At 59.2% G+C, this 12,890-nt stretch carries 11 protein-coding genes; 5 read left to right on the forward strand and 6 right to left on the reverse strand.

Annotated features, from left to right (window positions below):
• The 6 genes from trbB to ACQG11_RS24970 all read right to left on the reverse strand — a co-directional run bounded on the left by trbB (position 1) and on the right by ACQG11_RS24970 (position 6,383).
• A complete protein-coding gene (gene trbB, locus ACQG11_RS24945; RefSeq protein ID WP_004883088.1) occupies positions 1 to 1,068 on the reverse strand; it encodes a P-type conjugative transfer ATPase TrbB in 1,068 nt (355 codons plus the stop codon).
• Entirely contained in the window at positions 1,065 to 1,529 is a 465-nt protein-coding gene (locus ACQG11_RS24950; protein WP_004883086.1) for a ribbon-helix-helix protein, CopG family, read from the reverse strand. The genes trbB and ACQG11_RS24950 overlap by 4 nt, the downstream gene beginning before the upstream one ends.
• The gene (locus tag ACQG11_RS24955; RefSeq protein WP_004883083.1) at positions 1,526 to 3,541 is read right to left on the reverse strand and encodes a conjugal transfer protein TraG; all 2,016 of its coding nucleotides are present in this window, start codon (positions 3,539 to 3,541) and stop codon (positions 1,526 to 1,528) included. Before ACQG11_RS24955 ends, ACQG11_RS24950 begins: the two co-directional genes overlap by 4 nt.
• A 282-nt stretch (positions 3,542 to 3,823) precedes the next feature.
• The gene (locus tag ACQG11_RS24960; protein ID WP_004883082.1) at positions 3,824 to 4,099 is read right to left on the reverse strand and encodes an EexN family lipoprotein; all 276 of its coding nucleotides are present in this window, start codon (positions 4,097 to 4,099) and stop codon (positions 3,824 to 3,826) included.
• Entirely contained in the window at positions 4,096 to 5,040 is a 945-nt protein-coding gene (locus tag ACQG11_RS24965) for a LysR family transcriptional regulator (protein ID WP_004883081.1), read from the reverse strand. The genes ACQG11_RS24960 and ACQG11_RS24965 overlap by 4 nt, the downstream gene beginning before the upstream one ends.
• Positions 5,041 to 5,114: 74 nt before the next feature.
• Positions 5,115 to 6,383, reverse strand: a complete 1,269-nt coding sequence (locus ACQG11_RS24970; RefSeq protein WP_228745491.1) for an efflux transporter outer membrane subunit — start codon at positions 6,381 to 6,383, stop codon at positions 5,115 to 5,117.
• Between the two features lie 266 nt (positions 6,384 to 6,649).
• On the opposite strand from ACQG11_RS24970, the gene ACQG11_RS24975 reads away from it, so the two are divergent.
• The 5 genes from ACQG11_RS24975 (at position 6,650) to ACQG11_RS24995 (ending at position 12,746) form a co-directional block, all read left to right on the forward strand.
• Positions 6,650 to 7,285 carry a TetR/AcrR family transcriptional regulator gene (locus tag ACQG11_RS24975; RefSeq protein ID WP_022652140.1) on the forward strand — a complete coding sequence of 212 codons (636 nt, stop codon included), beginning with the start codon at positions 6,650 to 6,652 and terminating at the stop codon, positions 7,283 to 7,285.
• 50 nt (positions 7,286 to 7,335) lie between these two features.
• Positions 7,336 to 8,451, forward strand: a complete 1,116-nt coding sequence (locus ACQG11_RS24980; protein ID WP_044256783.1) for an efflux RND transporter periplasmic adaptor subunit — start codon at positions 7,336 to 7,338, stop codon at positions 8,449 to 8,451.
• Positions 8,452 to 8,473: 22 nt separating this feature from the next.
• Complete coding sequence (locus ACQG11_RS24985; protein WP_004883075.1) at positions 8,474 to 11,590, forward strand: efflux RND transporter permease subunit; 3,117 nt, start codon at positions 8,474 to 8,476, stop codon at positions 11,588 to 11,590.
• Positions 11,591 to 11,780: 190 nt separating this feature from the next.
• The gene (locus tag ACQG11_RS24990; protein ID WP_004883073.1) at positions 11,781 to 12,116 is read left to right on the forward strand and encodes a DMT family transporter; all 336 of its coding nucleotides are present in this window, start codon (positions 11,781 to 11,783) and stop codon (positions 12,114 to 12,116) included.
• 12 nt (positions 12,117 to 12,128) lie between these two features.
• Positions 12,129 to 12,746, forward strand: a complete 618-nt coding sequence (locus ACQG11_RS24995; RefSeq protein ID WP_004883071.1) for a DUF3313 family protein — start codon at positions 12,129 to 12,131, stop codon at positions 12,744 to 12,746.
• Positions 12,747 to 12,890: the final 144 nt, after the last annotated feature.

Raw genomic sequence — 12,890 nt, forward strand, 5'->3', positions numbered from 1 at the left:
TCATGGCAGTTCTCCAGGTAGGTCAAGGGACGAGGAAGGCGCAGCGGCATCGGCTGCGAGAGGAACCGGCATCAGCTCGGGAAACGGTGTTTCCAGCGCGTCCGCCAGGCGATAGCCGGTGCCGTCGAAACCGACGACACGGGCGATGCTTTCGACGCGGCGCTTGCGGCCACGCCCGGCGATGTGGATCACGACGTTGACCGCCTCGGCGATCAGCGCACGCGGTGGGTTCACCGCCACTTCAAGAATCAACTGTTCGAGGCGCAGCAGCGCGCCCAGCGCGGAACCGGCGTGGATGGTGGCGATGCCGCCGGGGTGGCCGGTGCCCCACACCTTAACCAAGTCCAGGGCTTCGCCGCCGCGTACCTCGCCGACGATCACGCGGTCGGGGCGCAGGCGCATCGTGGCCCGCACCAGCTCGGTCATAGACACGACGCCAGCGCGGGTGCGCAGCGGCACATGGTCGCGGGCTGCGCATTGCAGCTCGATGGTGTCTTCGAGCACAAGCACGCGGTCGCCCGTGGCGGCGATCTCCGCAAGCAAGGCATTGGCGAGTGTGGTTTTGCCGCTGCTCGTCGCCCCGGCGATCAGGATGTTCTGGCGCTCACGCACGGCGCGGCGCAGGAACTCGGCCTGGCCTGTGGTCAAGATGCCGTCGGCCACATAGCGATCCAGCCCGATGATGCTCACGGCGCGCTTGCGCAGCGCGAAGGCTGGGCCGGGCGCTGCGGGCGGCAAGATGCCCTCGAACCGCTCGCCGGTTTCGGGCAGCTCGGCGGTCAGCAGCGGCCGCCCGCGATGCACCTCTGCGCCGACGTGCGCAGCCACCAGCCGGATGATGCGTTCGCCATCGTCTTGGGACAGCTCCACGCCCAGCGGCATGCGGCCCGATGACAACCGATCCACCCATAGGGTGCGGTCGGGGTTGAGCATGATTTCCACCACGTCGGGGTCGGCCAGCGCAGCGGCGATGACTGGCCCCATTGCCGTGCGCAGCATCTGGATACGGCGATCCAGAGAGGTTGCGGCGGATGAGAGTTCGGGCGGGGTTTGCGGAATGGCGCTCATGAGGCACGCTCCTGCGCTTCAGCCAGTGCCTCCGCGTCATCCATTCGCGCCGGGTCTGGGTGCAGTTCTTCCACAACGTCGCGCACCAGGCTGCGGCCACGCAGCAGGTGGCGGCCGAGCCGCTCCACGAATTGCTCGAAACGCGCTTTGCCTTGGGCGCGAGCTGCGTCCTGATGGGCTTCGGGAATCGGGGTGCTGACGGTCAGGAAGTAGCGGATGAACAGCGCCAGTGTTTCGATCTGGATGTTCTGGTCGCGCTCCATGCGCTCGGCCTGCCGCGACAGGCGATCGAGCCGCTTGGCGATGGCCGCCTCGCGCTGGTCGCCAGCATCGGGCGATAGCCACGACGCGAGCGCCGCCGCGACAATGGACGACTTGGACACGCCTTTCTTGGCGGCCAGTTCTTCGAGACGCTTGGCGTGCTCGGGCTGAATGAACAGATTGAGGCGGTATTGGCTCATAAGTCGATTCCGTCGTTGGGGTCGAGGGAAGCCAGCCGGGCCGTGCGCTGCATGGCCGGGTCGAGCTGGCCGGGAAGCGGCAGCGGCAGGTCGTCGTCGTCATCGAGCAGAGTCAGGTCATGGCCGGCGAGCAGCGGTTCGGGGCTGTATTCGCTGACTTCGGATAGCTCCGGCTGTCGGCGTGGGCCGCCGTCATCGGCGGTGCCTGTGCCATCGCCGGACAGGCCCGCAGCCCGGACCGTTGACACGGCTGGGATCGATAGGCCGCTCCAGTCGTCGGGCCGGGCCGGTGGCGCGTCCGCGTATTGCCCGGCCGCGAGCACAGGCGGCGGTAAAACGCGGTTCTTGAAATTCGCGTCGGCGTAGTAGCGCAGCTTCTTGGCCTTGATCGGTGCCACGCTGGACACCATCACCACAGCTTCCTCAGTCGGAAGCTGCATCACTTCACCGGGCGTCAGTAGCGGGCGGGCCGTCTCCTGCCGCGACACCATGAGGTGCCCCAGCCACGGTGCCAATCTGTGCCCGGCATAGTTGCGCTGCGCGCGCAGTTCGGTAGCGGTGCCAAGCGTTTCGGAGATCCGTTTCGCAGTGCGTTCATCGTTGGTGGCGAACGTCACGCGGACATGGCAGTTATCCAGAATCGAATGGTTCTGGCCGTAGGCTTTGTCGATCTGGTTGAGCGATTGGGCGATAAGAAAACTGCGGATTCCGTAGCCCGCCATGAAGGCAAGCGCCGTCTCGAAGAAGTCCAGGCGGCCCAGCGCCGGGAACTCATCGAGCATCAGCAGCAGCTTGTGGCGGCGTTCGATGCCGTCGCTGCCGTCGAGCGATTCGGTGAGCCGTCGGCCGATCTGGTTGAGGATCAGGCGAATGAGCGGTTTCGTCCGCGAAATATCCGAAGGTGGCACTACCAGATAAAGCGACACCGGATGCTCGGACGCGATCAGGTCGGCGATACGCCAGTCGCAGCGCGAGGTGACTTCGGCCACCGTGGGGTCGCGGTAGAGGCCCAGGAACGACATGGCGGTGCTCAACACGCCGGAACGCTCGTTGTCCGACTTGTTGAGCACTTCGCGCGCCGCCGAAGCGACGACTGGATGCGGGCCACCACCTTCCACGTTCACGAGGTGCTGTGTGGTCATCATCCGGTGCAAGGTCAGCTCGAAGGGGCTGGCCGGATCGGAGAGGAAATTGGCGACGCCGCGCAGCGTCTTGTCCTCGCCCGCGTAGAGCACATGCAGGATGGCCCCGACCAGCAGCGCGTGCGAAGTCTTCTCCCAATGGTTGCGCTTCTCAAGCGCGCCTTCTGGATCGACCAGAATGTCGGCTATGTTCTGTACGTCACGCACTTCATGTGCGCCGCGCCGAACTTCTAGCAGCGGGTTGTAGGCCGCCGACTTCGCATCGGTCGGATTGAACAGCAGGCAGTGTGAGTAGCGTGAGCGCCAACCTGCGGTGATCTGCCAATTCTCGCCCTTGATGTCGTGGACTACGGCGGATGCAGGCCAAGAAAGCAGCGTCGGCACCACAAGGCCGACGCCTTTGCCTGAGCGCGTGGGCGCGAAAGTGAGGATGTGTTCCGGGCCTTCATGCCGAAGGTACTTGCCATCGTGCTGACCGAGGAACACGCCGATCGGCTGCGTAAGGCCGGCTTTGCGAATGTCCTCCGTACTTGCCCAGCGTGCCGAGCCATAGGTCGTGACTAGGCGTGATTGACGAGAGCGCCAGATCGACATGCAGACTGCGACCACCACCGCCAGCAAGCCACTGCCACCCGCTATGGCACCGCCCGTGTCGAAAACGCGTGGCGCGTAGGCATCGAAGAAGAACCACCACTCAAACAGCTTCCACGGGAGGTAGATCGGTGTGCCGAGGAAATCAAACCAGGGGGAGCCAAGGCGTACCTGATAGCCAAGGGCTGCTGCCGTCCATTGTGTGGCGCCCCACACACCCGCGATCACGATGCCGAATACCACGGCTATCTGACCGAACAGCACATTCGTACCTTGCATAGCCCCGCCTCCAATCTCTCCTACGCTGATTCCCTTGGGAAACGCGGCTTAGAAATGTGCCGCAGGCGTCAGGATCGGTGCTGGCTTAGTGCCGGTCAAAGACCGTTTGGGGCAGAAAGGTCGATAAGAAAGAATGAATTCGCGCTGTGTCTAGCCAGGGAGTGACTCCGTAAGCGCCGGCGAATATCAGCGTGCCGAACAGAAGATTCAGGCAGACTAGCGAATTGCTGAATTGCTGAATTGCTGAATTGCTGAATTGCTGAATTGCTGAATTGCTGAATTTCAGAATTTGGGGGATTCTTTGGGCGGTGTGTATGGCGTTTTTCCGTCACCGTAGAACCGCTTACGTGTTGCCTCCGCTACCCGGTTGCAAAGCAGTTCGCCCAAAGTAGGCCGATCCGTCTTGCATTGCTGGCGCAACTTCTTGAGCTGTTCCGGGTCTGCCACCAGCTCTTCTACTGTCGGGGTTTTCTTTTCTGCACTAGTGGCTTTGTGCGGTTTATCAGATTGACCGCATGCGACTAGCATTGCAGCGACGAGCGTGATGGCGAGTCTCATGGCATCAATTCCTCCGGAAGATCGGGATTTCGGCTTTTTGTTGACCTGAGAAACTCTGGCAATTCGATGGCCTGTACTCGCTGAATGAAGCGCGCAAGCTCGTCAAACGGATCGCCTTCAAGTCTGAGTAGATAGGTCGTCAAAGGTGGTACGCGTGTCGAAAGCGGCCTCGCCACGACTCCTGGCTCTCGGGAGGCTGCAATGTGTGCAGCCCCTGTAAGTCCGAGTGCAAAACCGGCAGATACCAACGCCATCATCAGGTCGAAAGTGGTAACCCGCTCGGCAACTAGAGGCTGCATTTCAGCCCGGCTAAGTACTCGCTCAATGTGCTTGGCGTGGCCCTCGCACACTTGAGGATCAGATAGCACTAGCGGGTAGCGCAGCAGTTCATCCAATGGAATTCGCTTAAGAGCCAGCAACGGATGCCGAGCTGGCAGCGCCACCATAAGCGTGTCAGTCCACGCGGGAAGTGCGACGATTCCATCACCTACGTCGTCGGACTGTGCAAAGCCGACGTCATACAGGTCGTCGTGCAATCCTTTGATTTGTTGGGATAGTGGCACCTCAAAAAAGCGAATCTCAACCTCGGGCTCCTCCTCGCGACACAACGCCAATAGGGCTGGTAAGCACAGTAGTGTTGCGCCGTCTGACAAGGCGACGCGGAGTTGTCCATGAAAGCCATTTTTTGCTGCCTTCACGCAGTCCCGCGCCTGTTGCAAGGATGCGAACACCCGAGGTGCGTGCTCCATGAGCATCAACCCAGCTCGTGTCAAACGCGTGCTTCTCGTGTTCCGAATAAAGAGCTGTGCTCCTAACTCCTCTTCGAGTTCTTTGATCGTGCGAGACAGTGGGGACTGCTCAATATGCAGTTTCGCAGCGGCGCGAGCGAAGTGAAGTTCCTCGGCGAGCGCCATAAAACAACGTAGATGTCGAATTTCCATGCGTCCCCTACTAATCGTCGATCTATTCAGTATTTAAAACTCGCTGCCATGCTGCGTTCTTCCAACTCAAGGACTCAGGGTGAAGATTGCAGATTCACATGCTCTGGCGAACCAGAAAGCGCTTTAGCGAGAACACCCCATTGCACGGCTGCGTCGGCGCGAGCACGGACCAGAGCCGCTCGCTGGGACAAGGTGCCACGCTCCGCTTCTGCAACAACGGTCGCATCCACCTGTCCCGCCTCAAAGAGGCGTCGACTGCGGTCAAGGAGTCGATCAGCGACGACAAGACCATCGACCTGATGCTGCAGAGAAGTCCGCTGGGTCTGCCAGCCCAGATAAGCGTTCTCCACATCCTGAAGCGCAAGCAAAACCGTGCGTTCCAGGTCAGCCTGTGCGCCGCGACTGCGTGCTGAGCCCTCGTCGATTCCCGCTTGTATTGCTCCACCGTCAAAGATCGGAAGCGTCACACCCAAGCCCAGAGAGAAAATGTTCCCTGCCACACGTGTTCCGTTGTTCTCGAAGCGTTGGCGCCCACCACTCAAATCGAGCACAAGTTTGGGGAGCCGCTCGCCTTCTGCTGCGTTCCATCGCGCCGTCGCCGCTGCAAGACGCGCCTGCGCGGCTCTGACGTCGGGGCGCTGCTGCAGCAATTCGCCTGGCACGCTTCTGGGAGTCCAATCGGGCATGGTGAGAGAGGCAAGCGCAGGACCGCTGCCAAGCGCCCCCGGAATCCGGCCAACGAGCACATCCAAGGCATGCGTTGCTTCGCCGCGTACGCGTCGCAACTGCTCTTGCTCCACCCGGAGGGCGATGACCTCGGAACGCGTGCGTTCAATGTCAAAGCCCGTAGCTTGACCTGCCTTGAACTTCTGCTCTGTCAGACGCTCAAGGCGCTCGGCGACTTGAAGTCGCTCTTTTGCCAGATCTTCCAGCTCTGCCGCCTGCCGCTGCTGCAGTGCAGCGGACACTGTCTCAAAGGCGATCTGCCAACGTGTCGCGAACCAGTTCTGTTCGACAGCAACTGCGTCCATCCGTGCGCCATCAGCGGCATGCGAGAGGCGGCCCGCTAGATCAACTTCCCATGAAGCCGACAGCGGAAGCCTGGCATCGCTGCTGATGGTCGGTGCCAAAGAAAAGTCGCGCGCGCGCGTTGCTTGGGGCGTGAGCGCCAAGCTAGGGAACATTGAAGCGCGTGTACGTCGGGTGATCGCCACAGCTTCATCAATCCGCGCTCTTGCAATAGCGAGATCGGTGTTGTGCTCCAGCGCGTTGCGCACCAGCGCGTCAATCAGCGGATCACCGTACGCCGTCCACCACTCGGCCGGGAGTGCTTGTGCTGGCACCTGCTTGCACAGCCAGACCCGCTTCGTTCATGAATTTGGCCGGAACCTCAACGCGTGATGTCTCCACCCTGTGAGGCGAGTGGCTGCACGCGGCGAGAAGCGTGATCGATAGGAATGCAACAGCAGTAAGGCCGCGGCGGGCGTAGGGATCGGACATGTTGAGCCACTAGGTTGTGAATTGAGGAGGCCGTCTTGACGGGCATAGTTCATGGCGTGTACTATACCGTCCAGACGATTCAAAAATCAAGCATCTTTGGAGTTTCACCATGGCAACTCGTATGAAATCAAGCCCAGAGGAGTCGCATTCGGCGGACAACGGCGCTGAAGCCCCCTCCATCTCTAAGAAAGCGCAACAAACACGGGAGCGCATCCTTCAAGCTGCGCGTGACGTAGTCATGGAGGGAGGTGCCGGGCACCTAACGCTTGACGCGGTCGTTGCACGGGCAGGAATGAGCAAAGGTGCGTTCCTGTACCACTTCAAGACCAAGCGCGATCTGCTCCTCACGATGATTGATGACCAGGTCTCGGCGTTTGATGGCGGGCAGGAAGAGCGAGAGCTGCCATTCGTCGGCGATCCAGACCCTTGGCTATCCAGCCAGGTCTCGGCTATGCCTGACGGCGGGATGCAAAAGATGAGCGCTGCATTGCTGGCGGCCGTGGCTGAAGACCCCACGCTGCTTGAGCCTGTGCGCGGCTGGTACCGCAGGCAGTACGAGAACGCGAGCAAATCTCCACGCGGCACCGATATCGCCGGAATCGTTCTATTTGCCTTGGACGGAGTCTTCCTCGCCGAAATGATGGGTTTTCCGACGTTTGCTGCCGAAGACCTTTCTCGACTCATGCACACCCTCCAGGCGCTCGCCCGCGGCGAACTGGAACTCACCCCTATTGATAAACGCTGATGAAAGGCCTTCCCGTGTCTTGCACTCCCTTTAAATCCCAGTCCTGGCAAATGCAGAAAGTCGGCCTCGCGTTTGTTCTGCTCGCATCGCTTGCCGGCTGTGATAGTCAGAAGGAGCCTGCTTCCGATCCACCGCGAGCGGTCAAGCTGCTCACGGTGGGGGATGTAGGTTCTGTGGCCAATCGCATTGAATTGAGTGGTCTAGCTCGCTCCAGTGAGCGGAGTACCTTGGGGTTCGAGACTGGCGGGCGTATCAGCAAGCTTCATGTGGACGTGGGAGATCGCTTCTCTCGCGGACAGCTTCTGGCTGAGTTGGATGTTCAGCCCGAGCAACTCCGCCTAGAACAGGCTCGGGCGACACTCGCTGCTGCGGAAGCCGCATTGGCAGACAGAATCGTGCAGACAACGCAGCAAAGGGGGCTGCTTGAGGGCAACGTAATCTCCCCGGCTGCATTCGAGAGTGTGAAAGCACAGTTGGTTGCAGCTGAAGGCCAGGTGCGCAATGCAAAGGCCGCATTCGGCCTTGCCGAGCGTGCGCGAAGGGGGGCCGCCATTCATGCGCCATTCGACGGCGTCGTCGCGGAGAAACTCGCTCTGCCGTTCACAGATATTGCAGCCGGAGCGCCGGTGCTTCAAGTGGATGGACTACGCAGCGGCGTAGAAGTCCTTGCGACTGCATCGACGACCCAGGCGGCAAATATCAAAATTGGGCAGGTCGCCGAACTGCGCCTGAGCGAGTCAGCAAGTCCCGTTCGTGCTTCGGTACAACGCATCGGCTTGCGTGCTGAAAATGGCTCACTTTTACCTGTCGTGCTCGTTCCTCAAGATGCTACTCTTGCGCGCAGTCTTCGACCCGGGTCTGCCGTTCAAGTATTGCTGAAGGCACCGGAAGCGAAGGATGCCTCACCAGATCGTCTGATGCTTCCCTATTCGGCACTGGTGCTCAGTGAGAAAGCAGGACAAGCCGCAGTGTTTGTATATGACGTGACCGGAAAGAAGGTGCACCGCCGGGAAGTGCAATTCCAGAGCGAGCCAGGCGGCGACAACGTTCGCGTTGTGGGCGGCCTGAAGCGCGGCGAGATGGTAGTCGCGGCTGGCGCGAGTTGGCTGACGAACGAGCAACAAGTCACCCCACTCAAGGCCACGACCCAATTGGCCGGACGCTGACCCGCTACAGGAAGACTTCGCTATGAAGATCACAGAAATGGCGCTGCGCGCCAGCAGACTCACCTACCTTGCCGCGGTCATCATTCTTGTTGCCGGCATTGCCACGTTTCTCAATTTCCCTTCGCAGGAAGAGCCATCGGTCACGATTCGAGATGCGGTTGTTGCCGTTCTGAACCCTGGCATGCCAGCCGAACGTGTTGAGCAGTTGATCGCGCGTCCGATCGAGGAGCGTTTGCGGGAGCTGGCCGAGGTCAAGCGTGTAACCACAACCGTTCGCGCGGGCGGGGCCGTCATACAGGTCACGATCTGGGAGCGGTACACCGACCTAGCCCCCATATGGCAGCGCGTTCGCGCGAAGGTTGCCGATGCTCAGCCTCTGCTTCCACAGGGTACGTTGGGGCCATTTGTCAACGACGACTTCGGCCGTGTTGCCGTGGCCTCCATTGCGGTGACCGCGCCGGGCTACTCCATGGGCGAAATGCGTGTGTCGTTGAAAGAGATGCGCGATCGCCTATACGCGCTTCCCGGCGTTGATCGCATCAGCTTCTACGGCTTGCAGGAAGAGCGCGTCTATCTCGAATTTGATCGACCAAAACTAGCCCAGCTTGGATTGACCCCACAAGGGGTGATCGATCAACTCGTTAAACAAAACGTCGTGCTTTCAGGCGGGCAAATCGCCATCGGTGGCATCAACGCTTCGCTGGCTGTTAGTGGAGAGGTTCGCGACGCCGCTTCGCTGCGCGCGTTGCCGATCATGATGGCGCAAGCTCAGGGTGCGCGCGGTGCTTCGCCTGCTCCTTCAATCTCACTGGGAGAGCTTGCGCGCGTGCAGGTACAACCTGCAGATCCTCCCGAGTCTGCTGCAGTCTATAAGGGCCAGCCTGCCGTAGTGATGGCAGTGTCCATGACCTCGGGCCAGAACGTGGAGCAATTCGGCGTAGCCCTCAAATCCCGTGTGGCCGAGCTTGAGAAACTTCTGCCCGCAGGTTTCGAGCTCTCCTATGTGACATTCCAGGCAGACGTCGTCAAACGTGAAATGGGCAAGATGAACCAGGTGATGATCGAAACGATTGTCATCGTGCTCGGCGTCGTCGTCCTTTTCCTGGGATGGCGCACAGGATTCATCGTCGGGATGATCGTGCCGCTTACCATTCTGGGGGCACTGATCGTGATGCGCGCGCTGAACATCGAGCTGCAAAGTGTTTCGATGGCAGCCATCATCATCGCTTTGGGGCTCTTGGTAGACAACGGCATCGTGATTGCCGAAGACATTGAACGGCGCTTGGCAGCCGGTGAAGACCGCAAACAGGCTTGTCTCGAAGCGGGTCGTACCCTCGCACTGCCGCTGCTGACGTCCTCATTGGTTATCGTCATCGCCTTCTCCCCGTTCTTCTTCGGCCAGAGTGCGACGAGTGAGTATCTGCGCTCTCTCGTCATTGTCCTCGCGCTCACGTTACTCGGATCTTGGCTGTTGTGTCTGACCGTCACTCCACTGCTGTGCTACCACTTCACCAAAGTGCATCATCAACCGGCGAATGACGCGCAAACCTACAACACACGCTTCTATCGCGGCTATCGCAAGTTGCTTGAGTGGGTGCTTGACCACAAGGCGATCTACGTTGGTGTGATGACGGGTGCATTGGCCGTAGCTCTGTACGGATTCACGACACTGCCATACGACTTCTTGCCGAAGTCCGACCGAGTTCAATTCCAAATACCGGTGCAGCTCGCCCCTGGAACGGATTCACGGCTCACTCTTGCCAAAGTGAAGGAAGTGAGCGGCTGGCTCGGTGATCAAGAAATCAACCCCGAAATCACGGATCACATTGGCTACGTCGCTGACGGTGGGCCGCGCTTCATCCTTGGGCTCAATCCCCCATTGCCAGCATCGAACATCGCGTACTTTGTCGTGACGGTCAAGGCAGGCACCAACATTGACGTCGTGATTGCCCGAACTCGGGCTTACTTCGCGCAGCATCATGGAGATGTACGCGCAGAGCCTCAGCGGTTCTCGCTAGGCACTACCGAAGCCGGCACAGCCGTCTACCGGGTCAGTGGGCCGGATCATGAGGTGCTGATGAATGCGGCGGCGAAAATTGAGTCCGCGCTACGGGAGCTGCCAGGTACGGCCAACATCAAGAACAACTGGGATACCCGTGTCGGCCGTCTCGATGTTCGGGTCGATCAAGATCGTGCGCGACGTGCTGGCGTCACCACCGACGACATAGCTGCCTGGCTTGGCACCCGCTACATCGGCCAGTCGATCTCTGTGATCCGAGATGGCGATACCAGCGTGCCAATCGTGATGCGCGGGACGTCCAATGATCGGCGCAGCACTGCGGACGTTGGTTCGACGACCATCTATCCAGCGTCGGGTGGCCAGCCGGTTTCCCTGGCGCAAGTGGCCGATGTCACGCTCGCTAGCGAGCCGTCTGTGATCCAGCGCCGCAATCTCATTCGTACAGTCACAGTTCAGGGGCAGAACACCGCATACACCGCGCAAGAGATCGTGGATCACCTCGCACCTCGGATCGCCGCAATTGAACTACCTGCAGGCTATGCCATAGAGCTTGGTGGAGAAATTGAGGAATCGGCTGAATCGAATGCATCGCTCACGCACTACATGCCGTTCGCTCTTCTGGCGATGTTGCTGCTATTCATCTGGCAGTTCAACTCCTTCCGCAAGCTGATCGTGATTCTCGCAACGATTCCCTTCACGTTGATTGGGGTCGTGATTGCACTGAAGGCAACAGGCACTCCTTTCAGCTTCATGGCGACATTCGGGGTGCTTGCGCTGTTCGGAATCATCGTCAACAACGCCGTTCTTCTGCTCGAACAAATTGAACACGGCCTCTCGGAAGGTCTCGCCCGACATGAAGCCCTGGTGGGAGCTGCGATGCAGCGGCTGCGTCCAATCGTGATGACCAAGGTGACCTGTATCGCGGGTCTCGTGCCCCTGATGTTGTTTGCGGGGCCGCTGTGGAAGGGCATGGCCATCGGCATGATCGGTGGTCTCGCACTTGGCACGCTCGTGACGCTTGGCCTGATTCCGTTGCTCTACGAGGTGCTGTTCGGAATGAAGTGGCCGGGCAGCAAACGGAGTCACGAGGCGGTACAACAACCAGTGCAACCGGTCTGATCCCTCAGCGTAACTGTCCACACGCTTCCCCCGATCTCTCTCGTGGCCGGAGAGATCGGGGAGACAGATTCTCGCCATCAGAGAGTTTAAGAAGAAATCAGAAGCAGAGCGAATTGACCGCCTACTGCCTATTCTTTGATGCTTTGATGCTTTGATAATCAATTTTCACTGAATAGATTTGGAGAAATATATGAACCCGTTGTCATGGAATCCATGGTTGGTTCTACTGATTGCCGGCCTGTTCGAAATCGGTTGGCCACTAGGCCTCAAGATGGGTGCGGCCAATGCAGCGATGCGCTACGTGGGGCCGGCGATTGCAGTTGCCTGTATGGCAGCCAGCGGCTTTTTCCTATGGTTATCTCTTAAACAGATCCCCATAGGAACAGCTTATGCGGTCTGGACCGGCATCGGTTCGCTGGGCGCGTTTTTCGTGGGCGTGTATGTGTTCGGCGATACCGCCTCCTTGATACGTTGGGTTGGAATTGCGCTGGTTGTTGCTGGCATCGTCTGTCTGAAAATGGGATAAATGAAAATATATATGAAACGCCCTATTTCATTAATCCATTTTGTGCTGCTGGCAGGCCTCACGGCAACCTTATCTGGCTGTGCTTCAAACGGAATGACTCGATCAGGGTTTCTTGGTGATTACGATGTATTGGGAAAAACGAAGTACGAAAATGTTCTGCTCTTCAAGGCGCCAGGCTTTGAACCCAGTCGTTACCGGGAAATATTAGTCGAGGATGCTCAGGTAGTGACGGCAACTGGACGCATAGGTGGGCTTGAAGCTGAGCAAGTGCGAGAGCTTCTCGATCACGTCAACAGTGAACTGCGACATCTCCAAACTAAGTCCGAAGCTCCCGCATCGTCAGGCCGCATACGTGTGCGTGTGGCAATTACGACCATTGAGACGCCCAATAGAGCAGTCAACACCCTAACGACGTTGCTTGTTGGACCAGTGACAACTGGGGGAGCTAGTTTGGAGTTTGAGGCAGTAGATGAACAAACAGATCGTCGGGTGGCTGCTGCTAGCTGCTTCGAGCACGGCAACGCTCTCGCGGATTTCAAAGGCTCCTACACACTGCTCGGGCATGCAAAGTCTGCAATCACCACCTGCCTTGAACGGATCAATAGCGCTTGGAGAAGTGCTGGCTCGTGAATAGCTGCTATTCCATAACTTCGCGCGGATCGCGAGGAGCCTCATCAAGGGGATTCGTAGGGTGCCGTTCTTGTAACGTCTGCAGCATTCTGGAGTGGCTCTGCTTCGTCGCAAAATTGCCGGCGTTTCTCGTTCTTGTCTATT

The sequence above is a fragment of the Enterobacter cloacae complex sp. 372C4 genome, from assembly GCF_050030615.1.
Classification (GTDB): domain Bacteria; phylum Pseudomonadota; class Gammaproteobacteria; order Enterobacterales; family Enterobacteriaceae; genus Enterobacter; species Enterobacter intestinihominis.

Excerpts from the sequence above, each read along its gene's own strand:
- trbB (WP_004883088.1), bottom strand. The coding sequence starts at position 1,068 with ATGAGCGCCATTCCGCAAACCCCGCCCGAACTCTCATCCGCCGCAACC.
- ACQG11_RS24950 (WP_004883086.1), bottom strand. The coding sequence starts at position 1,529 with ATGAGCCAATACCGCCTCAATCTGTTCATTCAGCCCGAGCACGCCAAG.
- ACQG11_RS24955 (WP_004883083.1), bottom strand. The coding sequence starts at position 3,541 with ATGCAAGGTACGAATGTGCTGTTCGGTCAGATAGCCGTGGTATTCGGC.
- ACQG11_RS24960 (WP_004883082.1), bottom strand. The coding sequence starts at position 4,099 with ATGAGACTCGCCATCACGCTCGTCGCTGCAATGCTAGTCGCATGCGGT.
- ACQG11_RS24965 (WP_004883081.1), bottom strand. The coding sequence starts at position 5,040 with ATGGAAATTCGACATCTACGTTGTTTTATGGCGCTCGCCGAGGAACTT.
- ACQG11_RS24975 (WP_022652140.1), top strand. The coding sequence starts at position 6,650 with ATGGCAACTCGTATGAAATCAAGCCCAGAGGAGTCGCATTCGGCGGAC.
- ACQG11_RS24980 (WP_044256783.1), top strand. The coding sequence starts at position 7,336 with ATGCAGAAAGTCGGCCTCGCGTTTGTTCTGCTCGCATCGCTTGCCGGC.
- ACQG11_RS24985 (WP_004883075.1), top strand. The coding sequence starts at position 8,474 with ATGAAGATCACAGAAATGGCGCTGCGCGCCAGCAGACTCACCTACCTT.
- ACQG11_RS24990 (WP_004883073.1), top strand. The coding sequence starts at position 11,781 with ATGAACCCGTTGTCATGGAATCCATGGTTGGTTCTACTGATTGCCGGC.
- ACQG11_RS24995 (WP_004883071.1), top strand. The coding sequence starts at position 12,129 with ATGAAACGCCCTATTTCATTAATCCATTTTGTGCTGCTGGCAGGCCTC.